Genomic DNA, 24,703 nt, shown 5'->3' with positions numbered 1-24,703 from the left:
CCCCGCCCGAGCGCTACGTCGACTTTCCTTCGGATCTTCGCACTGTGGCTGGCTTCAAAGCCTTGGGCCGGGGCCCGAGAATCCCTGAACCATGACCGCTCTCGAGCATCAGAAGATCATCGACCTCGCTTCCGCGCCCATCCGTATCGGCGCCGAGGCCACGCTGGATGCAGCTGCACGCCTCATGGCCCAGTCCCATGTCGGTTCGCTCGTGGTCGACGTCGACGGGGAGCCCGTCGGCCTGATCACCGATCGGGACGTGGCGCTTGCGGGGCTCCTCAGAGCGGAGGGCACGCCGCTGCCGTCCGTTCGCGAAGCGGCGTCCATGCCGTTGCTTACACTCCCCGCGAACGTCTCCATCGAGGAGGCCGCACGCTTCTTCGGCGAGCACTGCGTCCGGCGGGTGGGACTCGTCTCGATGAAGGGGACGCTCGTCGGCATCCTCTCCTCGGACACCGTCCTCACGTTCACCGCCACCATCCTCAGGACGCTGGCCGAGGGCATCGAGCGCGGGCTCTCCGAGGAGCGCGACCCCCGGGGCGGTGCTCCATCGAACCTGGGCACCGAATAAACCACACCCCGCTTCTGCGAGAACCGGACGATGCAGCACCTGATGAACGATCGCGACGTGGCCACCATTCAAGCCTCCGCCACGCTGCGGCAGGCGGCCACCGAGATGGCCAACCGAAGCGTGGGAAGCCTCGTGGTGGTGGACCCTACCGGCAGGGCCATTGGAATCGTGACGGACCGTGACCTGTGTATCCGCGCCGTGGCCACGGATCGTGATCCTGACTCCAGCACCGTGGAGCGAGCGATGACCGCGCCGCTCCGCACGATCGCCGAGCAGAACGAACCGCGTGCTCACGTGGAGGCCATTCGCAAGGGGGCCGCGCGCCGCCTACCAATCGTGGACGCCGCCGGACATCCGACAGCGCTCGTCACGGCCGACGACGAACTCCGCTGGATCGCCGACGTGCTTTCCTCGCTTTCGGAGACGGCGCAGCCTGGGCGCTTCCATGGCGCACTGCGCCCGGCCGCCGCGCTGCTCGACGACCTCCAGCGCCACCTCGACGTGACCGATCGCCTGGACGAATCGGACGGAGTCTCCTGCGCGACCATGATGGACGCCATCCACAAGCTGCGGTCGGGCCTCGCCAGGGGCCAATCCGAGCGAGGGAAGCAGAACCACCCCACCTGAAAAGGGGGTGCGTTCCGCATACTCGCTGCATGCTCCTCACCAGCCTCCCCCAGTTCCGTAGAGGCGGGACGCGCTTCGTCGAGATTGTCGCCACCCTGGTCCGCTATGGCCTGGCCGACCGGCTCGAACGAATCGAGCCGGGCTTCTTGAAGCGCTGGCTGCACCACGAGGACGTTGCGGAGCTTGCGTCCATGTCCCCGGGCAAGCGGGCGCGCCTCGCCTGTGAGGAGCTCGGTCCCACGTTCATCAAGGTGGCACAGATTCTGAGCACACGCCCTGACGTGATCTCTCCTGACATCGCGGAAGAACTCGCCCTGCTGCGCTCAGGGACGCCGCCCGATGCTTTTGAGGACATCCAGGCCCTGATCGAGTCCGAGCTAGACGCCCCACTGGGGCAGCTCTTCTCTTCGTTCGACCCAGTGCCGCTCGCTTCCGCATCGATCGGCCAGGTCCACGCGGCGCGGCTCTTCGACGGGCGCGAGGTGATCGTCAAGGTGCAACACCCGGGCATCGCTGCGCGGGTCGAGGTGGACTTCGACGTGATCGAGAGCCTCGCCCACCTCCTCGACCAGTACGACGAGGGTCTTCGGTCCTACCAGCTCGGCGTCGTGGCCGAGGAGGTTCGCCGAACGCTACGAGCGGAGCTGGACTTTCGGCGAGAACGCCGCAGCCTGGAGCGGTTCCGCCGCGCGTTCGCGGACGATCCGTCCGTCACCATCCCTGCGACCTTTCCGGAGCTTTGCTCGGAGCGAGTCCTCACCATGGAGTACGTGAAAGGCTACTCCATCGGTGAGAAGGAGAGGCTCGTGGAGGACGGCCACGATCGAACGCGCCTCGCGGTGGACGGCGCCCGGGTCTTCCTCGACATGATCTTCGTCGAGGGCGCGTTTCACGCAGATCCTCACCCCGGGAACGTCCTGGTTCAGCCCGACGGGCGGATCGCGCTCGTGGACTTCGGAATGGTGGGTTTCCTCGACCAAGGACTGCGCGACCATCTGATCGATCTGCTTCTCGCCTTCGTGCACGAGAGCCAGGACGATCTCGAACGCGCCATCGACGCGATCGCGACGCTTCCTTCGACCGTGGATCGCCAGCGCCTTCGACGAGATATGGCGGAGCTGCAAGCGGAAGTCGCCGGCATCCCGATCGAAGAGATCAGCACCACGGTGGTCCTTGGGGACTTCACGGCGCTTCTGAGAAGACACCGCATCCTCCTGCCAGCCACGATCTCGATGCTGATCAAGGTCCTGGTCATGCTCGAAGGTACGGCGCGCTCCCTCGATCGACGCGTCTCGATGATGGAGATTCTGCGCCCCTATGGGGAGGATATCATCCGCCAGCGCGCCAGCCCAAGAGCGCGCCTGCGGCAGACGATTTCCACCACCCGTGATTGGATTCGGCTCGGAGAACGCCTGCCCCGACTGCTGGACCATGTGAGCCGCCGCTTCGAGCACGGACAACTCCGGCTCGACCTCGTTCATTCGGGTCTGGAGGCGACCGTCAACCGTCTTGTCTCAGGCATCCTTTGTGCGGCGATGCTCCTTGGCGGATCCGTCCTCTGGGCCCTCAAGGCACCGCCCGTGGTGCTGGGCGTCCCCGTTGTCGGGGTGACCGCGACGTTCCTCGCGCTCGCCCACGGCCTCCGTCTTCTCTACCAGCTCCGAAACCACAAGTAGCGTTCACGCAGATCGCTTTCGAACCATGGACATCACCTTTCTCGGCGCGGCAGGCACCGTCACCGGTTCCCGGCACCTCGTCGAGTCGAACGGCTCGCGTGTCCTCGTCGACTGTGGCCTTTTCCAGGGGTACAAGGTTCTGCGCGAGCGCAACTGGAAGCCGCTTCCGTTCGACCCTTCCAGTCTGGACGCCGTGATCCTGACCCACGCCCATGTGGACCACTCTGGCTACCTTCCGGCCCTCGTGCGCGATGGTTTCAAGGGGCGCATCTACACGACCCAGGGCACGCGCGAGCTGTGCGAGATCCTGCTGCTCGACAGCGCCCATATCCACGAGGCGGACGCGCGCTTCGCCAACAAGACTCAGACGACGAAACACGAGCCCGCGCTTCCCCTCTACACGGTCGAAGACGCGGAGAACGTGAACGAGCACTGGCACGTCGTCGAGCGCCACCAAGAGACCAGGATCGGCGGTTTCGTGGCGACCTTCTCCGAGGCCGGGCACATCCTCGGCGCTTCGAGCGTGCTCCTCTCCGACGGCCAGACGAAGGTGCTCTTCTCAGGCGATCTTGGCCGCGATCACGATGTGCTGATGCGCCCGCCGGAGCCGCCGCCTGCCGCGGACTGGGTCGTGATGGAGTCGACCTACGGAGACCGCGTTCAGGAGAACCTCGATCCGCTCGAAGAGATTGCCGAACCACTTCGTCAGTGTCTCGAGCGCGGCGGCGTCGCCCTGGTCCCCGCGTTCGCGGTCGGTCGAACGCAGGCGCTGCTCTACATCCTGCATGAGCTGTTCGAGTCCGGGCGCCTGCCCCGTGTGCCGGTCCACGTCGACAGCCCGATGGCTGACCGCGTGACCGAGGTCTACACACGGCACGCGGACGAGTACTGCCTGGACGAGCAGCAGTGCAAGGCCGGCTACGCGGTCGCCTCGTTCTCACGCTCGCGAGATGATTCCAAGGCCCTGGACCAGCCAGGCGCTGCGCGCATCATCATCTCGGCCGCCGGCATGCTGAGCGGCGGGCGCGTGCTCCACCATCTGAAGGTCTTCGGACCCCATCGAAACAACCTGATCCTGCTGCCGGGCTTCCAGGCCCCCGGGACGCGCGGAGCGGCTCTCGTGAACGGAGAGCGGGAGCTCAGGGTCCACGGCAAGTACCTGCTCATCGAGGCGGAGGTTCACCAAACGTCGATTCTCTCGGCCCATGCCGACCAAAAGGAACTGCTCGCGTGGCTGGGGCGCATCCCCGCGCCACCCAGGGGCGTGGTGCTCGTCCACGGCGAGCCGGAGTCCCTGGACTCGCTTCGCAAGCGCATTGGCGAGGACCTGAAGATGAACGCCCGTGTGGCGGATGCGGGAGAAACGATCTCGCTCGCGTAGGATCTCCTTTCTGCATGAAATCCATCGTCAGCGAGCACGCGTTCCGCGCGGACGGCTTTCGCGTCTGGACGTATCGCTCCATACGTGACAGCGGCTTCGTGCCCCTGTCGTGCGTCACCGCGCTGGTGGGCCGCGAGCACTCGGGCAAGACGAACCTCTTGCTGGCACTCGCGGGCCTCGATCCTCGCGCGCACTCCCCCTATTCTGTCCAGCGCGACTGGCCAAGGGGTCGCAAGCCTCAGCCGGACGGAGACCAGATCGTGTGTGCACTCGATCTTGAACTCCCGCCGTCCGAAAGAGACGAACTGGTCAACGAGGGGATTCTTCGACCCGAAGCCGTGGGTGTACGCGTCGGGCGCACCTACGAAGGACAATTCAGGGTGGCAGCGCTGAGCCACCACTTCCTTCACGGAGGGAACAACCAGCTTCCGGACTGGGAGGAAGCGGGTGGGGAACTACGCCAGCACGTGCTCGATAAGTTCCCTTCCCTGCTATACGCGTCGGCCGGATCGATGCTCCCGGATCGAGTCGACCTGATGGAGCTGATGAAGAATTCCGCCCTCGGTTGGGAGGGCGACTCGGATCGCGCGGAGCACGTGGGACTGCGCGCCCTGGCAGAACTTCTCGGGCTTCGCCACGATGCCCCACCGCTCGAAGAAGTAGCGGCGCTCGTTGCCCATCTTCCCGCTCGCCTTTCTCGACTGAACCGCATCCTGCACGAGCGTGGGCTCCGGCACGAACTGGCCATCTCGGAGGAGCGCGACCAGCTACGCGTCCTGGTGCGCAATGGACGAAGCACGCAGTCCGTCGCCAAGCTCCCCCCCGCACGTCGGCTTCAGCTCACGCTCGACCTGCGGATCGCGGCCGCGCACGCACGCTCCCAGGTGGCTCCGATCCTGCTTCTCGACGCGCCGGGCAAGGCGTTCAAGGGCGGCCTCAAGCGTCAGCTCCGGCCCACGCTCTTCGGTTATTCCGACGCAGGCATTCCGGTGGTCTATTCATCCAGACTTCCCTTTCATGTGGAGCTTCAGCATCCCGAACAGGTGCTGGTCCTCGGCCCGAGTGACCAGGAGTCGAAACCCCTCTGTGCTCGCCCCGCCCGCGGAACGGAGCTGAAGCCCATGGCGGCGCTCGGTATGCAAGGGCGATCCAGCTTCCGCATCGATCAAACGAACCTCGTGGTCGAGGGCCCAACGGATGCTGGCATCCTCCGCGCGCTGGCTGAGCTGGTGACGGCGTCCGGCGAGCGATCGATCCCCGAGGAGCTCAACATCATTGCGGCGGGGGGCGCATTCGAGGTCGCCGGCGTCTCGATGTTTCTCGCTCGCCAAGGTCTCCAGGTGGTGGCCTTGTTCGACTCTGATGCAGCGGGACTGGCAGGCCAGGAACAGCTCGAAGGGTCGATCCGTACGGAGGTAGCGCTTCGTGGAACGATCCGCTCCCTCACCCTGGGTGATGCGGCCGGGCTCGACCTGGAAGGTGCGACCATCGAGGACCTCTTCCCCGCCATGCTGTTGCTCGACGCGCTGCGAAGCGTCGCGGACGAGGCCGGCTTCCAGCTACTGGAAGACCTGGGCGCCCATTCGCAGCTGGCGGAGGAAGAGCACCTGGCTCGTCGACTTGAAAAGGCGTTTCATGCAAAGCACCTGCGCTATCCGAAGGTGGAGGTGGTCACCGAGCTGGAGGCACGGCTCTCGTCGATGCGGTCTCTGGCAGAGCTGCCTTCGCAGATGGCCGTTTCCGTGCGTTCACTCGTTGCAGCCCTTCGGGAAGCCCTCCAGGAGGCGCTGCCGCCCTCGGCGTGAGAGGGCGCGCGAGCTACAGCTTCGTCCGAAGCCACGCACGGGCGATCGTCCAGTCCGTCTCGACGGTGCGCAGGGAGACGCCGACCTCCCCCGCGATTTCGGGCATCGTGAGACCGCCCAGGATCCGAAGCTCGGCGATCCTCGCGTGCCGCTCGTTCAGCTCACCCAGGAGAGAGAGCGCGTCCTCGAGGGCGATCAGATCGACCGCTGACTCGGTGGTCGCCCCGTCAGTGACCCCGCCAGCAGCCCCGTCGACCTCGACGCCCATGGCGCGCTGGCCGCGCTTGTCGGCGCGCTGGGCCCTCGCGTGGTCCTGAAGGACCTGGCGCATCGCCTTCGACGCGACGGCCAGGAAGTGGCCGCGACTCTCCGGCTCCGTGAAGCGGTTCGCGAGCTTGAGCCAGACCTCGTGGACGAGCGCCGTGGGTTGGAGCGTGTGGTTCGCCCGCTGCGCGCTGAGCGCGCCCCTCGCGAGCGAACGAAGCTCCCCGTAGACCAGGTGGAAGAGATCGTTGGTCGGACTCGGGGATTCTGGCTCCATGGTGGCTGATTCTAGCGGGGGATTGCTGCTGGGGAGACCCCGCCTCGGATCACGGCTCCGGGGCAACGGCCCATGATCCCCGGGAGACGAGGCATGTCTCGCATTCGCTACAGTCGCTCGATTCCACGCGTGGCGTCGTAGGTGTAGAGGCGGCCCTCAATGTCGACAGCCACGAGCGCGGCCCCGCCGCGGATCCAGGCCACGTCGGTGGGCCTCGACCGGCACTTGAAGCTCGCCATCATCAGACCCGTCGACGGGTCCCACAACTTGACGGTTCCATCGCGACTCGCCGAAGCGATCCGCGATCCGTCCGGGTGCCACGCAAGGCCGTCGACCTCGCGGGAATGACCGCGAAAGAGGCGCTCTGTGCTGCCCGCGACGTCATCCCCGCGCGCACTTCGAATGCGTAGGGTGCCGTCCGATGCGCCCAGAACGACAGACGATCCATCGGGGCTCCAGTCGAGGCCATGAACGTTGATCGGCACTTCGAGTTCTAGATCGAAGAGGCACTCCCCGGAGGGAACGCGGAGACCCTTCACCTGTCTCGCGAGAGTTGCGATGGCCACGGCTTCTCCGTCGCGTGACCATTTGACCCGATGGACCTGTACGCCCATGGGAGCGATTCGCCGGGGCTGAGCGTCGATCTTCTCATCCATGCGAAAGAGGTAGACACCGCCGGAGAGTGCGGCCAGAAAGTGGGGCCGCGTCGGGTGCCAGGCCCCTTGCAAGAACGGGTCGTGGCCGGGGTTGTCGAAGGTCAGCGCGACCTTGCCCGCGCGATCACGAATCCCATGGGCTCCGTCTGTACCGTGGACGAAGACCCAGCCACCGTCGGCGCTTTCGAAAGCTCGCCCCAGCTCACGAACCAGACGGGAACGGCCCCCGGCCACCCCGTCCCACTCCAGCAGATGGCGCGAGTCCATCGCGATGATCGTTCCGGTCTGTGGCTTCCATTCCAGCCTCAGGCCTTCGTGGACCGGCTCCAGATCCGGAGGCAGCCAGGTTCGGATTGCATCTGGCTCATCGGCATCCCAGACGAGCACCTTGCCATAGGCGCCAACGGAAGCGATCCGGCGATCCGCAGGGCTGAAACGAGCGTCGCGGACCACATGACCGTGCCCGACGAACGAGCCGAGGAGTTGGCCGGATTCACCGTCGAGGACACGGACGGTTCGATCGCCGGAAGCAGAGGCCAGCAGGGAGCCATCGGCGCTCCAATCGACGGCGAACGTGGTTTCCTCGTGAGCATTCCACTCGTGCAGTATCTCCCAGGGCTCGGCCTGGGCGACGACGACGCCCATCTCGGACGCGGCGGCGAAACGGGCGCCGTCCGGATGCCAGCGAAGGCACGTCAGTGAGGCTTCCCAGGGAATCCTCCCGGGCACGGGCTCCATGGTGACGAGGTCGAGCACGGCGGACGAGCCATCGCTCTGGGCGAGAAGCAGCCGCTGGCTCAGCGCATGCAGGTCGAGCGAGTGCATCTCGTCGTACGGGCCCGGCCAGGTGTCGAGCACCTCGCCGGAATCGCCGTCGAGTACCCGCATCGACCCCTCGGACCCGGCCGCGAGCAGGCGGCCGTCGGGAAGAGGCGCGAGCGATCCGCAGAAGTCCGTGTCCAGCTTCCACTGCAGCTCCTCCGAACCGACGTCCCATGCGGCCACGGCTCCGACGCCCGCGGCGAAAACGCGGTCATGCCGGTACGGATCCCACTCCACGGTCGTGATGAGCGTGCTCGGTGTCTGGCTGTCGGAGACCGAAACGATCGCCAGCTCCTCTCCCGTGGAGGGATCATGGATGGCGAGTCCCGTCGAGAAGCCGACGGCGATGCGGTCCCCGCTCGGATCCCAGGCGATGGGGAGCGGTAATCCCGCCAGATCCAGCTCGATCACCCTCTCCCGCCGAAGACTGTCGAGCAGAAGCCACTCCCAGCCGGGACGTCCGTCCGGCGTCGTCCGCACGGTCTCCTCTCGCCAGCGATCGACGCTCGCCGCGACCTCGCTGCTGGTGGCAGGATCGATGGCCTGACCGGTCGCCAGGACCATCTGGGCGGCGTAGAGTTCGCGCCGCGAGGAGTCCCGCAATGCCTCCGCGAGCTTCGCCTGGCGCAGAGTCGTCCAGAGGCCCGTGGCGAGCGAAAGAGTGGTCGCCACCGCACCGGCGACCAGAATGGAGTGCCGCTTCGTGAACTTGACGCTGCGATCCATCCACGACGGAGGCCTCGCCAGGATCGGGCGGTCCTCCAGGAAGCGTCGGAGATCCGCGGCGAGGGCGCTGGCGCTCGAATAGCGCCCCCTGGGAGCCAGGGCCAGGCACTTCTCGAGGATGGTGGCGAGGTCCCGCGGCACGCCGAGGCCGAGCCCGCTGAGCCGAGGGGCGTCGCGCCCCGCGACCTCGCCCAGCGCCTGCGTGATGCTGAGCCCCGCCACCTGACGAAGCGGCCGATGCGCGAGCAGCTCGAAGGCGAGCGCGCCCAGGCTGTAGACGTCGGTGGGTGGGCCGACGGCGCCCAGCGAGCGACGCGCCTGCTCCGGCGCCATGTAAGCCACGGTCCCGAGAAGCTCTCCATCGGCGGTGGGACGAAACGCGCCGTCCATCTCCTCCATGGCGGCGATGCCGAAGTCCAGGAGCTTGGGCTGACCGGAGTCCGCGACGACGAGAACGTTGTCGGGCTTGATATCCCTGTGCGTGATCCCGCGCTCATGAGCATGGGCAACGGCCTCGACCACCTTCGCGAAGAGTTCGGTCCGCGCGCGCGTGTCGAGCTTCTCCGCATCCGCGTGGGCCAGGAGCGTTCGGCCGCGAATCCACTCCATCGCGAGGAAGGGCTGTTCGCCTGCCCCCGCGTCGAAGAGCCCTGCCTCGAAGATCTGCGCGATACCGATGTGCTGCAACGTCCCGAGGAACTCTGCCTCGCGGGCAAGCCGCAGGACGGTCTTCTGGCTGGCGTACGCGGGATGGAGGAGCTTAATCGCGACGTACCTCGACGGCCGCTCCTGCTTCGCCTTGAAGACGACGCCGGTCCCTCCGCGCCCGATGACCTCCTCGATCGCGTACGAACCGATGCGTTCGGGCAGCCACTCACCCGCTTCTTCCTGAACGTCGTCCAGGAGAACGTCCATCTCCGCGCGCCGCCTGGAGACGGCGCTGTCGGAGAAGACGCCTTCTTCCGGCTCCGCGAGGGCCAGCATCCTGCGCACCTCTGCGAGCAGCACGCTGTCGCCTCCGCAGCTCTTCGCCATCACCGCCTCTCGATCCTCGAAAGGGGCTTCGAGCACGCGCGAGAGGATCGTCGATAAACGCTGGTAGGAGGACGGGTCCATGGGGAGCTACGAGCTTGGCGATTCCAGGGATCGACGCTCCACCATTTTGACCGTTCCTGCAGAGCCGTCCCATTTTTCCGCTTCCGGTCGCCCGGAAGTGGTCTGCCAGCGGCTCAGAGGCTGGCGACGTAGGTCTCGGGACTCGGTTCGCAGCCGAAGGTGTCGATCAGGTAGTTGTCCATCTCGTCCGCGACCTTTCCTAGACGCGAGATCTTTCTCTGGATCGTCGCTCGGCGCTTGGGATGGAACACGTCCGACAGGTGCATCTCGCTGCGCAGCCAAATACGTCCAGAGGTGCCGACCACGAAGGTGTAGTCAGGGTCGTCGTACGCCATCACGAAGCGCAGCACGTCGCTGGGCTTGGTCGGGAGCATCGCCATGGACGTCCGTACGCAAAAGAGCTCGTTCGTCACCATCAGGCACTCGATGACCGCACTGCCGACGATGAGCTCCCAATTGTGGTAGCCCCGGCGCGCGAGGACGGGGTCGGCTCCGTCGACGGCGAGAGCGCCTTCGACGATCTCCGCCAGAGCGCTCAGCGCGCCGTCGGGGAAGAACTGATCCTGATCCAGCTCCACGCCGCAGGAGTCACAGAACTCGTCCGGCACCGTGATCAGGGACTCACACGAAGGGCACTTGAGCGCGTACTCCCCGTTCCCTTCTTTCTGGCACAGCTCGAGATCCGCCTGGAGATGCTCCATGGGGATGCCGAAGCCGATGTTCTCCGCGTCGCGGACCTTGCAGGACGTGATCCCGACCACGTGGCCAGCGCCGTCGATCATGGGACCTCCGCTGTTGCCGGGGTTGACGGCTGCATCGGTCTGGATGTACTTGCGATCGCCCATGGGCTGCTCGATCGCAGAGACGACCCCCTGACTGACCGAGTAGGGCATACCGAAGGGGAAGCCGTGGATGAAGGAGCTGTCGCCGACCTGGGGTAGCAGCGTGGCCATCTTGAGCGCGCTCTCCGCCGAGCCGGGCGGAAGCTCGGCTGGCATGACCAGGGCGATGTCCGAGGCCGGGTCGATGAAGACCACGTCACCGGTACGCCGGGACCTGTCCTGGCATTCGATCGCGACCTTCGTCACACCGGCGATCACGTGGTAGTTGGTGACGATGTAGGGGAAGCCTTCGACGAGGAATCCGCTGCCCGTTCCGAACGCCGTGCAGATCTTGAAGACCGGCAACTTCTGCTGGGTGGTACTCATGCTGACTCCCTCACTTGCTGCGCTTCTTGCATCTGTCGAATGTTCTCTTGTACTTCGTCTTCCTTGGTTCCCTCGGACGCCACGGTCAGCGCCTCGACTTCAGAGATGGCCTGGAGGAGCACGGCCGAGGCCTCGCTCACGGGCTTACCACCCGCTTCCTTCAGCGCGTCCACGTAGATCTTGACGACCTCGTCGGGCATGTGGTTGTCCGCCAGATCCTCGTAGATGGAGTGGGATCCGACGAAGCAGGCGTAGTCGTAGTCGCGGCTGTTGCGCAGCTGAGCCATCAGGTCGCGGGGCCCCTCGAGGACCGACTGGTACTTCTCGAAGTCGACGGGATCCTGCTGCGAGAGGATGAAGCGGGCTTCGTAGAGGCTCTTCCCCAGCTCCTCGGGGGAGCTACCCACGATCTCGCGAAGTGCCTTCTTGCCGAGTTCGATTCGCTGGGCGCCCCCCTTCGAGGAGTCGTTCAGCATGCGGCGGGTTTCGGAGATCTTCGAGCGAAGGACACCCTGGGGCCAGAGGGTCCAGGTGATGCGCTCGAAGGTGTACTGAAGCGAATTGTAGGCGTAGCCGAGGTTTTGCTTTGCCTCGAAGAGATCGCAGAATGCAAGCCCTTCGGACACGATGGTCGCAAGGGCCCCGTGGCTCTTGGCGAGCGTGGCCGCGTCCCACGTCTCGACGTCGAGCGCTTCGACCCTCTCGGCGCCGAACTTGTCCTCGAACAGATCGTCGTACGTATCGGCCACCGTGCAGACGGAGAGGAACACTCCGCGCAGCTTGGCGGGGTGAACGCCGGCGATCTCATCGCGATGAACGATGTAGATGTCCTTCTCACCGCGCAAGAGGAAGCGGCTCATCGCCAGATCGTTGGTGAGGTTCATCACCTTGCGCATCATGGCCACGGCGCGCCCACCCTCGGGAATACGAAGGAACGGCACCTCCAGGGAGAACGAGTCCTCGCTCACCTTCACCCGCATGCGGACGGACCCGTGCTCCAGGTGGATTTCCTTCCCGACCAGGCTGCCCTCGGGGACCCTGTCGGCGTCGAGCATGCAAAGGAAGGACCTCAGGGCGTCGTGGTAGCGCTCTTCCTGGTACGCCGCGATGGCGTCGTTCCAGGCGCTCTCGCTCCAGGCATTCGCTCCGGGCGCCTCGCGGAACGGGTAAATGTAAGAGGGGGCTTTCTGCATCAAGATTCCGGGCGATCGGGGTTCGGTGAATCCGTCGCCCTGGCGAGACCGAAGTTCGGGCCCGCCCATTCCGCGGCGACTGCTGCCGAGATCGACCCGATCGCCTGAAGACCTGCGGATGATCTGGCAGAATCGCCGTGTGTCGCGCGGACTCCTGGCTACAGGAACGTCAGCTCGACCGCATGGCTCGTGTTGCTCGTGGGACTCGACCCCCCATCCCGGTGCCACCACTGGAAGCTCCAGGTGCTTCCCGTCACCAGCTGAACCGAAGCGGGGAGCCCGTGGAAGTCGAGGATCACGGTGGCATTCCCGGACGGGTCCGCCGTCTGCGGGTAGAGCGAAAGTCTGGCGATCATGCCACCCAGACAGAGGTCGCCGGCGCCTCCGCCAAGCCCCGGGATCTGGGCCCGATCACGGGACGTCAGCAGAAAGCCGACGGTCCCCGGAGGCAGGCCCGTCACATCGAAGCCGAGGTTCTCCTCCATCGCGAAAGGCGACCCGAAGGCGGCGATCGACGCCGTGGAATGAACCGAGTTCTCGCGGCCCGCGCAGTGAACCAGACCCTGACGGGGCACGGTGACGTAGGACAGGACCGCGCCAGAATCCGTGCTCGGTCCGTCGAACAGGGACGCGCCCACGGCCACCAGCGGGCCGGAGATCGCCACCGCCCCGCCGACGCCCTCGTCGATCGCCAGCCCTGGGTGGAACATGGCCGTCGGCGCCCATCCTTGCTGGCCCGCCGACAAGGAATCGAGCGTGAACCCCATGGCCACTCCCGAGCCAGGCGCGGAGCCGATGCGCCAGGGAGCTCCGACGACGAGCCGACTGCCATCCAGCGCCACCGACTTGCCCCAACCACCGGTCTCGCCGTCAAAGGCGGTGAGGAGCGCTTCCAGCGACCAGGCGCTGTGGATGTCGCGTCTCCACACGAAGGCCTTCTCGTCCTGCGAGCCCACGAGGACCCGCTCGATACCGAAACCCGTGACGTCCACGGCCACATCGCTCCCCTGGTAGGTCACGGTCGCCGCGCTCGGATGTTCGAGTCGAATCTCCAGTCCAAAGCTCGAGCCCGATGGCGTCGTGCGCCGGTACACGTAGGCGGCACCGGAATCGTAGCCAGCGGAGTCCTCACCCGGCGCTCCGACGACGATGAGATGCTTCTCGATGTCGACGACGGTACCGAAGTCCGCGCCGGCGAAGACGGTGCCCGGCCGCGGCAGCTCACCGTCCAGTTGCCAGTCACCCGCCGGGCGCCGGGAGGCACTGAAAGCACGGCCATCGAAGTCGGTCTGACCGATGACAGCGGTCGTCTCGTCGATCGCCACGGCGGCGCCGAACGCAGTCAGCGCGCCATCGCCGAGCACGGTGCTGACCAGCGTCCAGCCCGCGCCGGTGAATTCGTAGACGAACGCGGCGCCACGCTGGACTCCGCCCGCCGTCAGCTGAGCCCCCGGGGCACCGACGATCACGAACTCACCGAAGGGTCCCTGGTCCACGTCGACGCTCATCCCGAACGCCGGCGCCGACCCGATCCCCGGAGGCGCTTCGAGGCGCGTCTCCAGCTGCCAGGACGTCGCCCCCAGCCGAAACAGCGACACCGTTCCGGGAGCCATTGGGTTCGAAGAGCTCCCCGGAGAACCAACCGCCATGAGACCACCATCGATCGCGACATCCTCTCCGAAGCGACCTGCGGGGGCCGGTCCCACGTCGACGAGAACGTCCGGACCGGTGACCCGCGGCCCTTGCAAGAAAGGAGAAACGAGGGCGAGGAGATAGATCATCGGTAAGGGGGTGAGTGGGTTCGTGGCCAGCCGCGACGGTAGCAGGAACTGGGAAAGTAGGCACCAGGAGTAGCGCCCCGGGCCCACTGGGGTCACATGGACCGCGTGGTTTCCGGGAAGGACGCATGCCCGTCGGCCTGCTGGCCGGAAACGAGAACCATCAGCCCAGGCAGTCCTCGAAGAGGTCCCTATCCAGGGTCCCGTGGGCGTCGAGCGCCTCGGCTACCCGGGCGATTCTCTCCTCGATGTGCGGGTCCTCCAGCAGCGCTCGCACCTCCCGCACCCAGGAACGAATGAGCGACTCGCGCTGAACCGGGTCGTCGTGGAGCGTACGTGCGCTCCGCTCGACCTCGGACCAGTCGAGTTCCCAGACGGCGAGCGCGCGCACGTCGTCCGGGTCCACCTCGCCGAAGCGTTCGATCTCCGCCAGCGGTCCCGCGAGCGCCACCCGCGCCGAAAAGCCCGCGCGATCCGAGGCCATCTCCGCGGGCCACTCGATCGACGTCATGCCGCCGAGTGCATCCTCGTCCTGTTCGAGCGTCACGAGACGCACGCGACCTCCGAGTACGTGCGCAACGACCGCGTGGCTCGCTTCGTGCCACGCGAGCACCTCGTCGTCAGGAACGCTCAAGCGACGTGAACCTCCGCCGAGGATTCCGATGACGCACGGGCGGCGCTCCGCTGCTCGAGCCAGGCGACCAGAGCGACCGCCAGCGCAGCGATCGAGAGGCTCCCCGCCACGGGCAGCGCAGGGAACGAGAGGATCGCCGCGCCCCCGAGAAGCATGAGAATCCAGCGCGCCTTGCACAGCCGACCGGAAGCCAGGTAGAGCGCCAGGCCCATGCCCCCGACGAACAGCAGGATCCCCGCGGCCAGACAGAGTCGGAAGCCGAGGGTGAGCGGATCGTGGAAGTGATGAAGACCGCTTTCGACCGCGGCCGAGACGGCGACGATCCCGCAGAGCATCGGGAAGTGGGCAAGACTGAAGGCATCGCGGGCGAGGACCCCGCGATCGCGACCCGAGCGGCTGCATAGCGCGTGCTCCAGAATCTCCTTCGTGCGCGCGAAGTAGGTCCACCAGAGGGAGCAGATCAGTGCGACCGCGAGAGCGGCGACGCCGATCAGCTCGAAGGTCCAGCTCGCTCCTGTCATTCCATTGGCGGCGACGATCAGCGACTCACCGAGGGCGATGATGGTGAAGAGCCCGTGGCGTTCGCTGAAGTGCTCGGGTCGGATCCTCCATTCCCCGGCCTTCCCTGCCATTCCCGCGGCGTAGAGATCGAGGAACACGGCGGACCCGAGGCCGACGTGGACCCAGTAGCCACCCACGATGGACCCCGCGAGGACCGCGACCAGCCCCAGCGTCGAACGCATGGCAAACCCTCGAACGGCGGGCCGAAGCTCCGGGTCCTTCGCGCTCACCATGAGATGCAGCCCGAGCCCGATCCCTCGAACGAGCACGTAGGGAACGGCGAAGCTGAGCGCTCCGCCGGAGAAGACCGAGGGAATGGCCGTTGCCATGAAGAACGCGATCGCGGTGGTCACGAGCGTCGTCAACTCGACGCCGGTGTGGAGCGTGTTCGCCGCGTTCAGCGTCCACGTGAACTGGGTCCAGGCCCACCAGACGATCCAGAACACGAGAAGCGACTCGAGGGCGCCCTGGAGGGACAGATGCCCCACCAGCAGAGCGACGACCTGGGTCACGGAAAAGACGAAGACGAGATCAAAGAAGAGTTCGACGAAGGTGACGGTCTGGTCGTCGGGTGAGTGGATCGGCTGTCTGGCCATGGCGCACAGACTACCGTCACGCCGTCTCGACTGCCTCTTTGACCAAGATCGAGGTCGACCCGCAGCGTTCCCGCCGCGAAGTGCCTCAGCGGGTTCCCGGATCGAGCGTGACCTCCAGCGACTCATTCCCCGACTCGGGCTCGACGTAGCCGTAGCCCGTCTTCGTCACCACGAACCTCGCCTCGGCGCGGGCGCCCCGTTCCCCTTCCACTTCGGCGACGAAGGAGCCGCGCGGTAGACCTACGAAGTAGAGAGTGGTCTTCGGCATGCCGCGCATCGGCCACCGGGTTTCAACGGTCCACGGGATGACCGGAACACCGCTCTCATCCACGACGCGGTAGCGCACCCGACCGCTGTACTGCCCTCCAGCGCCGTCCACCAGCGCCAGCACGGCCGTTCCGTGGGGCTTCAAGTTGGCCTCGACCCGGGTGATCACGTCGTCCTCCACCGTGACCTCCAGGGGAGGATCCAGGCGCCCGCCGGAGTTGATCCGCACACCGTAGGTGCCCGGCGCGATGGGCTCTGACGTCCCCGAACCGTCCTCGAGGTTCGTGTAGTTCACCATCCGCCCGTCCTCGGAATAGACCGTGATCTGGCTCGGCAGAGACAACGGTTCCTCGCCGCTCGGAACCGCAAAGCGGACCTCGATCTGGCCACCGGGTGTGAGCGAGACCACTGGGACCTCGGCCACCTCACCGGACTGGAGCTCAGCCGTCACATACGCTGGCGCAAAGCCTGCCGCCGCGACTTCCAGCTCAGCGCGCCCCGCCTGGAGGCCCTCGATGATCGCCAGGCCGCTCTCGTCCGTGTAGCGCTCCACGCGCCCGTATCCTTCCGTCGTCACGAGGATGCGGGCCGGCTTGAGTGGCGCCTTGCCCTCGCAGAGGACCTGCACGCGCAACGCAGCGCTGGGCCGCAGTCGATCGGCGACGCGAATCAGCATCGGGCCTTCCTCGATCGGAACGTTCAGGAGCACGCCAGTCTCGCCGGGGCGAACGCCTGCCACGGCGATCGCGCTGGCGTCGGCTCGAACGTTGACGAGCGTGAAGGAGCCATCCCCTTCCGTCGTGGTCCTGCGGTCCCAGAGTTCGCTGGCAGTCCTCGATCCGACGCTCCATCCGGCGAGCGGCTCTCCGCGCTCGTCGACGAGCTTGCCCGTCACCTGCCGCCCCTGGAAGAGCTGGGCGTCCCACGTGGTCGCGGTGCCCTCGACGATCGTGATCTGACCCGAGACCTTGCCTTGCTCATGCTCGTAGGCGCGGATCGGGTACCCGCCGGGCGCGACGCCGCTGATCCTGTAGGCACCGCGCGAGTCGGTCGTGGCAGAGCGCCCGAGGAAGTCATACTGCTCGTACGTCTCCCCCAGCCCCACCGTGGCATTCGTTGCAGGGGAACCGTCCGCACGGAGAACGGTTCCGGCAACGGTCTCACCCACGACCAAGGTGATCGCCTGCTCGATGATCCCATGGACCGGAACCTGGAAGTAGATCGACCGTGCAACGAAGGCCTCGGTCTTCACCATCAGGACCCAGTTTCCCGGGCCCAGCGCCAGGCACTCGAAGGCTCCCGCCGTGTCGCTCACGAGATCGATCGGATGAGCCTTGCCCGAGCCGGAGCGGTAGCCCTGTGGGGCGATCCGCAGGCGAGCGCCGCTGACGGGGACTCCATTCACATCCTGGAGCACGCCCCGGACTCCGCCGGAGCCTTCGCCGAGCGTGAGATCGACCTCGTAGGCCTCGCCGGGCGCCATGTCATCCAGCTGAACGCGGCCGGCGGCCCCGTGACCCTGCGCGCGAGCGGAGAGCGTGCGTCCGTCGCCGATGTCTCTCAGCGCATAGCGCCCATCGGCATCCGCGATACCGACGACGTGGGCTTCATTTCCGTTTCCGTATTCGGAGAGCACGATCGAGGCTCCCGCCACAGCCGCGCCGCTCGCTGCGCGCACCGTCCCCGTCAACTGGAAGCCCCGAGGGACCTCGATCTCGGCGAGGGTGACACGCCCGGCGACAACATCGAACACGCCGCCACCGCCTCGCTCCAGGTAGACGCCGGCGCGGCCCTCGCTCATGGACTCGATGACGGCGACACCGTCCTCGTCCGAGGTGGCGAAGTGCTGTCGCTGCCGAGGTGTGGGGTCACCCCAGGGCAGGACCTTCGCGATGACGCCTGCCGCTGGCGTTCCATCCGGCCAGCGGAGCCGCAGCTCGAGCGCGCCGACGGAAGTGGCTGGCCGATCGGGGAAGGCGGGAATCGACGCGAGCGCAACGGGTTCTTCCTCGGGGTTTTGCGCAACCGAACTCTCACGATCACGTCCGCTGGAGCTGAGCGATGCGAGGGCTTCTTCCGACGCGCCTTGGGGAACCACTGCCCCCGGAGGTTGGGCCCCGACGACGGGGGCCGCAGCCCTATCGAAGCTCAGCCATTGGAATCCAATGGCACCGCCAGCGAGCAGGACGACAGAGGCGGCGAGGAGCGCCTTGGTGGAGGTCTTCATGGGAAGCGCGAAGGGGATCGTGGAGCGGATGAGCATGGTGGCTGACGGCGCGGCGTGTGCGCTCGTCGAAGCGGGCGGGATCGCGGTGCCTGCGATCTCGATCCCCGGCGGAACCACCCAGGGCGCCATCGCCGCCATCCACGCAGAGCGGCCACCGGGGCGGCCGTCGAGCTGGACGCGCAGCTGCTGGACACCTCGGGTGACGCGCTTCCTTGCCGCTCCGGGCTCGATACTCTGTCGAACGGCCACTTCGTCAAACGTGAGGCTCTCCAGGTAGCGGAGCGTCACGGCGGTGCGATAGGGTTCGTCGAGGCGCAGAACCTCGTCGACGACGTCGCGCTGAAGGGCTGCGCGCTCCAGCGCGTCTGGATCGCTGGACTCCCACCTGGCCACGGCGGCCTCCCGGTCACGACGCCGGGCGTCGCCACGGAAGCGCTGCGCCGAAAGGCGACGGACCACGGTGGACAGCCAACCCCGGAGCGCGCGCGAGCTGTTGCCTTCTCTGTAGGCTCCCCCGCGCTGCAAAGCGATCAGGAGCGCATCCTGGGCGAGGTCTTCGGCCGCTTCCGCGTCGTGCACGAGCCTGCGAGCCAGGCGGCGCAGCCATTCCCGCTCCGCGAGGAGCCGGTCGAGATCCATCGGGTCTGCATCCATGGTGTGATGGAGAGGTCACCCTGCCGAATTTTGGGACGAGCGATCGCGGAGAAACTTCGACGAGCTGTATTCGGATCGGCCAAACCGCCAGGGGGGCCCAAGGCGCCGCGCCTACTGCCCGTCCCACCACCGATCGAGCTCCGCCCGCAGGGAGGCGGCCGTCGCCGGGTCTTGCAGCGGGTGCTCCTCCGCTGGATCCGCGCGTACGTCGTAGAGCTCCGGGCCGAGCGCCGGGTCCGTGTGCACCAGGAGCTTGTGGGGATCGCGCAGGATCCAGCGCGTGAGCAGGCTCTTCGCCGGATCATCGAGGTCCACGACGTCGTGGGTGTACGCCGCGCCGAAGAGCGGACTGCGCGACGAGAGGTCGCCCCGCAGATCGACGCCGGGCCAGGCCCCGGGAACGTCGATCCCGCACGCGGTCAAGATCGTGGGCGCGAGGTCCACGCTGCTCACCGGCACCTCGCGGCGCGCGGGAGCGATGTGGCCCGGCCAGCGCAGCACGATCGGAGTCCGCACGCCGCCCTCGTAGGGCGTCCGCTTGCTCCGCGGCGCGTAGCCCCCGGCATCGGGCCGCTGGACCCAGCCGTTGTCGACCACGAGGACGACGAGCGTGTTCTCGGCGAGGCCGCGCGCGTCGAGGTGCTGGAGAAGCGTCCCGCAGGTCTCGTCGAACCAAGTACACATGGCGCGGTACTTCGCGATCGAAGCCGGCACGTCGGGCCTGGCGTAGGCCTCGAGCAGCCGCTCGGGCGGATTGTGCGGCGTGTGCGGCAGAAGCGGCGCGTACCAGAGGAAGAACGGCTTGCCCTCGTCCTGGCAGGCGTCCATGAAATCGAGCGCCGGCTTCATGGTGGTCCGTCCGATCGCGAGGCCCTCATCGCCGTGCCGGCCGCCGCGGGCGGGATCCCCGTGGGACATCCCTTCGGTGAAGCCGCCGCACAGGCACTCCCCCTCCCACCACTTCCCGGTCTGCAGACTCCGGTACCCGGCGGCGCCGAGAAGCTCCGGCACGGTCACGGCCGCTTCGATGTGAGCGAGCATCCGCGCTCGATCGACGCCTTTGGGCGGATCGTTCCCGGTGATCTTGTGCTCGTGCGGATAGAGGCCCGTGACGAGGGTGGCGAGGCTCGCGCGACAGAGAGCCGTCGGCACGTACCCGCGCGGGAACACCAGCGATTCCCCGGCGAGCCGATCCAGGTGAGGCGTCGCGATGACGTCGCTCCCCATGAAGCCGAAATCGCCCCACCCCTGGTCGTCGGAGATGATGAGCAGGACGTTGGGAGGCGGCGGCCCCGATGGGACATCGGCCTGGAGGGACGCGATAGAACAAGAAACGATGAGCGCGGCGGTCAGGATCCACATGTGCCCACGATACGCGCTTCTCCATCGAGCGCCCAAGGTTCCTCGAAGACCCAAGAGTCTGACCTGTGCCCGGTGCGAGTGGACACCGCGGTGATGGAGCATGCAACTGACGGAGGCCCCTCTCTGACGTCCAGCCTGGATCGTCTTCACCCATCCTGGATGCGCGGCGCCTTACTCCACTGGTAGCCATCACCTGTCTCACGCTCGCTCGTAGGCTGGCAGCAATACACCCGCCAGAGTAGAGTCCAAGAGACTCTCGCGCGATGCGCATCCCCACCTCTGCCACACAGCTCACCCCATGACTCGCCTGTTTCCGCTCGTCGTCCTTGTCGCTTCTTCCTCGCTGGCTGGGTCCTCCCTGGCGGCCGTCCAGTTCACCGGCGGCCCTCGAGAGGTCTTGCCCTTCGACATTTTCCAGGGGAACCTTCCCCTCGGATATCCGGGGGATTGGCTGGTGGAGAAGGTCGCCAAGCGAGGTGACCTCGTGGTCGCTCACTCACTCGCCGTCTCTCCGGTTGACGGCAATCAAGGCGCGCTCCATATTCATCGAAGGACGTCTTCGGGATGGCAGGTCGAGGACGTTCTCGATGCCTCCGATGCCGGTGTGTCGGTCACCGCGCCGTTTCGATTTTTCGGTCGAGGGTTCGCGCTCACGGACTCCACGCTCTTCGTTCCTTACCAGCCGGATGGCGCCACTTCGGAGCCCTACTCTGTCGCCGTGATGGAGCGCGTTGCCGCCGGCGGCGTCTGGGGCCTGGTTCAAACGCTCACGCCCCATCCGACGTACGGTCAGAGCGCGGGCGGGGGCTCGTTCGTGGTCGCGGATGGTAACCGGATGGTGATCGGCTCCCCGGGTGCCGTGTTCGGCACTCCGACTGGAATCCTCGAGACCTACACTCGTGGAGCTAATGGGCTATGGTCGCTCGAGCAGGTCGATACCAGCGTCGTGTTCCCTCCGAACGGGGGCAACGCTCACCTGATGGTCGGCGACCGCCTGGCGATTTCCGAGGCGGTCTACGAGTACGGTGGTGCAGGTGTTGGCTGGCAGCTGTTTCGCCAGGCCAATCTCCAGAACGTGCCCCAGGTAAGTCCCTTGTGCTTTCCGTCCACCGTGGCGCTCGACGGAACGCGACTCATCCTCGGATGCGTCGACTACGCTGTCACGATCGTCTTCGATCTCTCGCTCCCGCCCACCGAGCCCGCAATCCAGGTGATCCGCCATGACGAGACGCTCACCCGCGACTACAACCCGCCGTACGGCTCGCTCGTTGCGGCGGAGGACGGCCAGCTCGTCATCGGCGTGAAAGATACCGCGCCGGGCTTCTGCACGGTGCGCCACCTGGAGTGGTACGACGGCGAGTACCGCGTCTTCGACACGGAGCGGACCGGCGTCTACGTAGGGGGGGTCGATATCGATGGGGGCGAGTCAGTCCTCATCGCAGGACCGGGCGCGATTCCCGACGCGGGAACGGTCGCTGCACCGCGCTTCGAAGTCAGGCCGCTGGGCTCCGTGCGGGCGGTGCCCTACTGCAACGGTACAGCGACGCTCCTGGTCTCCGGTTCGGGCGCCGCACCTTTCGATGCGGCGCGGATCCGCGGATATGAGCTGCCTCCAGGGGCCACGACCTTGGTGGTGGCGGGGCTGAACGACGGCTTCACTGCGTCCGCTGGAATTGAGCTGTGCATTGACGCTGTGCAGGGTCTGTTTCAGTTTTCCCCCCTTGACGGCCAGTTCGACGGGCACCTTCTCTATGGCTTCGTCCGCGCTTGAACTCCAGGGGATCTCCACGGCGTTGATTCCCGGCGGCTCATTCACCGTGCAAGGAGTCTATCGCCATGGGAAAGGACTGAGCACGACCAACGCTTTGCGCATCTATCTGGGTCAATGACCCCGTTGACTCGATCGGCAGATCCGGTTGAATTCAGAATCGCGCTGAACCGCACTGGATCGCCAGCGCCAAATCGGAGCGCTTCGATGGTCCGAGCGCATCCTTCGGGGTTACGGGCCGCAGGGTCCACCGGCCACCCGGCTCACTCCTCGAAGTCGACGCGCGCCACGCCCTGCGCGTGGACCACCACAGGACCGATCGAGTGACCCAGGCCGTCCACGACCCGGTAGGTTCCGCCGGGCCTCGGATGCCTTGTAAGCGAGTATCCCTGCCAGCGACGGGCCGGCAAGATGCCATTGGGGTTTGGCGCAACGCCGCGTGCGCGGATCCTGGCGGTGCTCGCGGAGTCGCATTCTGTGGCGCAGACTCCGTAGTCACGTGGGTTCGAATCAACGCAGTATTGCGATTCGGGAAACGTGCTACGCGGATTCGTCAATGCGCAACACGCTCCTGGGCTCGTCAGGAGAGATTGGCGTCCCTTGCGAACCCCGTGAACCAGCCCACTCCGGACATGAACAGGAGGCCGATCAGGATGCCGCTCGTTCCGTAGTTCCAGCCGATCGGCAGGCCGATCAGCGCCATCGACGCGGCCCACGTGATCTCCGTGTCACCGAGGTCGTAGGCGAGCCAGCCCGACAGCGCGGCCACGAGGACGACGCCCGCCAGGTAGAGCGGAGGCAGCGAGGTCAGGATGAGGGTCAGGAGGCCGGCGCCGAAGGCCGCCGTCACGGCCGCGCCGCGGCGCTTGCGCCACATACGCTCGATCCGGTCTTCTTCCGTGGGCCGGAGGACCTTGTCGCCCCGCGTGCGACCGCTCGGATTGTGGCGGTCGTAGACCACCGCCGTGGGCGCCAGGTCTCGCTTCTCATGGGGACGCTGTGATTCCTTCGCCTGGGCGGTCAGGCGCACCCTGGAGAAGTCAGGGGGCTCCGGGGCCTTACCCAGCGGATCGAGCGCGAGACCCATGTACTCGTCCTCGCTGTAGGCGAGACGCGGCGGCTCGGCGATGCGCGGTGGCCACACAGGAACGAGCTCCTCCAAAAAATCTTGCGAGAGCTCGTCCGGCGTCTCACCGAACTCCGAGGGCTCTTCGTCGTCCGCAGGCAGCTCCATCGATGGCGTGATCGACCAGAAACCCTCGTCGGGTGGAACGGGAGTGCCCGGAAGGAAGACCCCGAGACCGAATTGAGAGGGCGGCCAGCGGCCTTGGGGACAAGAGGTGCGGAGCACTCGCTGCCCTCAGGGCCGCGGTCCAGGTAAAGTAGCGCTCATGAATCTCGCACGCCGTGACCTCCTGGCACTCGGCCTCACGGCCGCCATCTATCGCCCGTCCGCGGCCTTTGCCGCTTCGCCGCCGCCGACCGACCCCGCCAGCAGCACGGGCCCGGGGGCTCCCTCGGAGGAGTGGCCGATGTGGGATGCGCTCCAGTTCGGCCTCGAAGGTCGCGGGTGGTCCGACGTCGCGCGGCCGCTGAGTCGCCTGCCCGAGCGGGCGGAGAGCCTCGTGAATGGCACGATCTGGCGCCTCGCCCAGCACACCGCCGGGATGTCCCTGTCCTTCCGCTCCGACGCCGAGTTCCTGAGGTTCGAGGTCAGCCTGCTCGAACCAGAGCTGGCGATGCCGCACATGCCGGCGACGGGCAAGAGCGGATTCGACCTCTACGCGCGCGAGAAAGGTCAGCCCTGGCGCTGGGTCTTCACCGCGCAACCCCACGACGCGGACTACGTGGCCCTCGTCCGCGGGCTCCGGCCGGGCAAGCGCGAGTATCGCCTGCACTTACCCCTCTACAACGGCGTCGAGCAGCTGCGAGTCGGGGCGCCCGAAGGCTCCAAGATCGAATCCGTGGCGCCGCGACAGGAGCTCCCAATCGTCTACTACGGAACGTCGATCGCCCAGGGCGCCTGCGCATCGCGCCCGGGCATGGCCTTCGTCACGCAGCTCGGTCGCCGCCTCGACGTGCCCATGATCAACCTCGGGTTCAGCGGCAACGGACGGCTCGACCCGGAGCTTTGCGATCTGATCGCCGAGCTGGACGCGCGCGCGTACGTTCTGGATTGCCTGCCGAACCTGACGCCGGAAGCGACGGCCGAGCGCGCCATGCCGTTCGTGCGGCGCCTCAGAGCGCTGCGCCCGGAGACGCCCATCGTCATGGTCGAAGATCGAACCGATCCCAACGCCGCGATGTTCCCGCTGCGCTCGAACCTCCACGTGGGCAATCACCGGGCCTTCCGCACGGCCTACGAAGGACTCCTGGAAGAGGGCGTGGCCGGCCTGACGTACGTGGCGGACCGTCCCTTCCTCGGCGAGGACGGGGAGGCCACCGTCGATGGTTCCCACCCGTCGGACCTCGGCATGGTGCGCTACGCGGACGCGCTCGAGCCAGTCCTTCGCGACGTGCTGAGCGCGAAATAA

General features: G+C 66.7%; 17 protein-coding genes. 7 read left to right on the top strand and 10 right to left on the bottom strand.

Annotated elements, in window-relative coordinates; all coding sequences use genetic code 11:
* Nucleotides 1–91: 91 nt before the first annotated feature.
* Genes Poly30_RS01440 through Poly30_RS01420 form a run of 5 tightly spaced genes read left to right on the top strand, consistent with a single transcriptional unit; the run spans nt 92 to nt 6,060 of the window.
* Nucleotides 92–571 carry a CBS domain-containing protein gene (locus Poly30_RS01440; protein WP_145194245.1) on the top strand — a complete coding sequence of 160 codons (480 nt, stop codon included), beginning with the start codon at nt 92–94 and terminating at the stop codon, nt 569–571.
* A 42-nt stretch (nt 572–613) separates the two neighbouring features.
* On the top strand, nt 614–1,198 hold the full coding sequence (locus Poly30_RS01435) for a CBS domain-containing protein (protein WP_419190819.1): 585 nt from the start codon (nt 614–616) through the stop codon (nt 1,196–1,198).
* 29 nt (nt 1,199–1,227) lie between these two features.
* The gene (locus Poly30_RS01430) at nt 1,228–2,874 is read left to right on the top strand and encodes an ABC1 kinase family protein (protein ID WP_145194243.1); all 1,647 of its coding nucleotides are present in this window, start codon (nt 1,228–1,230) and stop codon (nt 2,872–2,874) included.
* Between the two features lie 25 nt (nt 2,875–2,899).
* The gene (locus Poly30_RS01425) at nt 2,900–4,255 is read left to right on the top strand and encodes an MBL fold metallo-hydrolase (RefSeq protein ID WP_145194242.1); all 1,356 of its coding nucleotides are present in this window, start codon (nt 2,900–2,902) and stop codon (nt 4,253–4,255) included.
* Nucleotides 4,256–4,269: 14 nt separating this feature from the next.
* Nucleotides 4,270–6,060: a hypothetical protein gene (locus tag Poly30_RS01420; protein ID WP_145194241.1), complete on the top strand. Its 1,791-nt coding sequence runs from the start codon at nt 4,270–4,272 to the stop codon at nt 6,058–6,060.
* Between the two features lie 13 nt (nt 6,061–6,073).
* Here Poly30_RS01420 and Poly30_RS01415 read toward each other — a convergent pair whose 3' ends face one another.
* The 9 genes from Poly30_RS01415 to Poly30_RS01375 all read right to left on the bottom strand — a co-directional run bounded on the left by Poly30_RS01415 (nt 6,074) and on the right by Poly30_RS01375 (nt 20,401).
* A complete protein-coding gene (locus tag Poly30_RS01415; RefSeq protein WP_145194240.1) occupies nt 6,074–6,601 on the bottom strand; it encodes an ECF-type sigma factor in 528 nt (175 codons plus the stop codon).
* Nucleotides 6,602–6,708: 107 nt separating this feature from the next.
* Nucleotides 6,709–9,921: a WD40 repeat domain-containing serine/threonine protein kinase gene (locus Poly30_RS01410; RefSeq protein WP_145194239.1), complete on the bottom strand. Its 3,213-nt coding sequence runs from the start codon at nt 9,919–9,921 to the stop codon at nt 6,709–6,711.
* Nucleotides 9,922–10,034: 113 nt separating this feature from the next.
* Nucleotides 10,035–11,129 (bottom strand): S1C family serine protease, encoded by a 1,095-nt coding sequence (locus tag Poly30_RS01405; RefSeq protein WP_145194238.1) that lies wholly within the window; start codon nt 11,127–11,129, stop codon nt 10,035–10,037.
* Nucleotides 11,126–12,322: a type III secretion system chaperone family protein gene (locus Poly30_RS01400; RefSeq protein WP_145194237.1), complete on the bottom strand. Its 1,197-nt coding sequence runs from the start codon at nt 12,320–12,322 to the stop codon at nt 11,126–11,128. The genes Poly30_RS01405 and Poly30_RS01400 overlap by 4 nt, the downstream gene beginning before the upstream one ends.
* Nucleotides 12,323–12,480: 158 nt before the next feature.
* The gene (locus tag Poly30_RS01395; protein WP_145194236.1) at nt 12,481–14,103 is read right to left on the bottom strand and encodes an FG-GAP repeat protein; all 1,623 of its coding nucleotides are present in this window, start codon (nt 14,101–14,103) and stop codon (nt 12,481–12,483) included.
* A gap of 160 nt (nt 14,104–14,263) precedes the next feature.
* Nucleotides 14,264–14,734, bottom strand: a complete 471-nt coding sequence (locus tag Poly30_RS01390; protein ID WP_145194235.1) for a zinc metalloprotease — start codon at nt 14,732–14,734, stop codon at nt 14,264–14,266.
* The gene (locus Poly30_RS01385) at nt 14,731–15,891 is read right to left on the bottom strand and encodes a low temperature requirement protein A (protein WP_419190817.1); all 1,161 of its coding nucleotides are present in this window, start codon (nt 15,889–15,891) and stop codon (nt 14,731–14,733) included. Before Poly30_RS01385 ends, Poly30_RS01390 begins: the two co-directional genes overlap by 4 nt.
* 85 nt (nt 15,892–15,976) lie before the next feature.
* The gene (locus tag Poly30_RS01380; RefSeq protein WP_145194233.1) at nt 15,977–19,039 is read right to left on the bottom strand and encodes a sigma-70 family RNA polymerase sigma factor; all 3,063 of its coding nucleotides are present in this window, start codon (nt 19,037–19,039) and stop codon (nt 15,977–15,979) included.
* A 111-nt stretch (nt 19,040–19,150) separates the two neighbouring features.
* Nucleotides 19,151–20,401: a sulfatase-like hydrolase/transferase gene (locus tag Poly30_RS01375; RefSeq protein ID WP_419190816.1), complete on the bottom strand. Its 1,251-nt coding sequence runs from the start codon at nt 20,399–20,401 to the stop codon at nt 19,151–19,153.
* Between the two features lie 298 nt (nt 20,402–20,699).
* Between Poly30_RS01375 and Poly30_RS01370 the strand changes: the two genes are divergently transcribed.
* The gene (locus tag Poly30_RS01370) at nt 20,700–22,172 is read left to right on the top strand and encodes a hypothetical protein (RefSeq protein WP_145194231.1); all 1,473 of its coding nucleotides are present in this window, start codon (nt 20,700–20,702) and stop codon (nt 22,170–22,172) included.
* A 577-nt stretch (nt 22,173–22,749) separates the two neighbouring features.
* On the opposite strand, the gene Poly30_RS01365 is transcribed toward Poly30_RS01370, so the two are convergent.
* The gene (locus Poly30_RS01365) at nt 22,750–23,403 is read right to left on the bottom strand and encodes a hypothetical protein (RefSeq protein WP_145194230.1); all 654 of its coding nucleotides are present in this window, start codon (nt 23,401–23,403) and stop codon (nt 22,750–22,752) included.
* Nucleotides 23,404–23,560: 157 nt separating this feature from the next.
* On the opposite strand from Poly30_RS01365, the gene Poly30_RS01360 reads away from it, so the two are divergent.
* Complete coding sequence (locus Poly30_RS01360; RefSeq protein ID WP_145194229.1) at nt 23,561–24,703, top strand: SGNH/GDSL hydrolase family protein; 1,143 nt, start codon at nt 23,561–23,563, stop codon at nt 24,701–24,703.

The sequence above is a fragment of the Saltatorellus ferox genome (assembly GCA_007751475.1).
Taxonomy (GTDB): domain Bacteria; phylum Planctomycetota; class UBA1135; order UBA1135.
Note: the sequence above shows the minus strand (reverse complement) of the source record. Positions and strands in the feature narration are given on the sequence as shown.

Excerpts from the sequence above, each read along its gene's own strand:
- Poly30_RS01395 (WP_145194236.1), bottom strand. The coding sequence starts at position 14,103 with ATGATCTATCTCCTCGCCCTCGTTTCTCCTTTCTTGCAAGGGCCGCGG.
- Poly30_RS01365 (WP_145194230.1), bottom strand. The coding sequence starts at position 23,403 with ATGGAGCTGCCTGCGGACGACGAAGAGCCCTCGGAGTTCGGTGAGACG.
- Poly30_RS01425 (WP_145194242.1), top strand. The coding sequence starts at position 2,900 with ATGGACATCACCTTTCTCGGCGCGGCAGGCACCGTCACCGGTTCCCGG.
- Poly30_RS01400 (WP_145194237.1), bottom strand. The coding sequence starts at position 12,322 with ATGCAGAAAGCCCCCTCTTACATTTACCCGTTCCGCGAGGCGCCCGGA.
- Poly30_RS01360 (WP_145194229.1), top strand. The coding sequence starts at position 23,561 with ATGAATCTCGCACGCCGTGACCTCCTGGCACTCGGCCTCACGGCCGCC.
- Poly30_RS01430 (WP_145194243.1), top strand. The coding sequence starts at position 1,228 with ATGCTCCTCACCAGCCTCCCCCAGTTCCGTAGAGGCGGGACGCGCTTC.
- Poly30_RS01415 (WP_145194240.1), bottom strand. The coding sequence starts at position 6,601 with ATGGAGCCAGAATCCCCGAGTCCGACCAACGATCTCTTCCACCTGGTC.
- Poly30_RS01380 (WP_145194233.1), bottom strand. The coding sequence starts at position 19,039 with ATGGATGCAGACCCGATGGATCTCGACCGGCTCCTCGCGGAGCGGGAA.
- Poly30_RS01405 (WP_145194238.1), bottom strand. The coding sequence starts at position 11,129 with ATGAGTACCACCCAGCAGAAGTTGCCGGTCTTCAAGATCTGCACGGCG.
- Poly30_RS01375 (WP_419190816.1), bottom strand. The coding sequence starts at position 20,401 with ATGTGGATCCTGACCGCCGCGCTCATCGTTTCTTGTTCTATCGCGTCC.
- Poly30_RS01440 (WP_145194245.1), top strand. The coding sequence starts at position 92 with ATGACCGCTCTCGAGCATCAGAAGATCATCGACCTCGCTTCCGCGCCC.
- Poly30_RS01435 (WP_419190819.1), top strand. The coding sequence starts at position 614 with ATGAACGATCGCGACGTGGCCACCATTCAAGCCTCCGCCACGCTGCGG.
- Poly30_RS01370 (WP_145194231.1), top strand. The coding sequence starts at position 20,700 with ATGACTCGCCTGTTTCCGCTCGTCGTCCTTGTCGCTTCTTCCTCGCTG.
- Poly30_RS01385 (WP_419190817.1), bottom strand. The coding sequence starts at position 15,891 with ATGGCCAGACAGCCGATCCACTCACCCGACGACCAGACCGTCACCTTC.
- Poly30_RS01420 (WP_145194241.1), top strand. The coding sequence starts at position 4,270 with ATGAAATCCATCGTCAGCGAGCACGCGTTCCGCGCGGACGGCTTTCGC.
- Poly30_RS01410 (WP_145194239.1), bottom strand. The coding sequence starts at position 9,921 with ATGGACCCGTCCTCCTACCAGCGTTTATCGACGATCCTCTCGCGCGTG.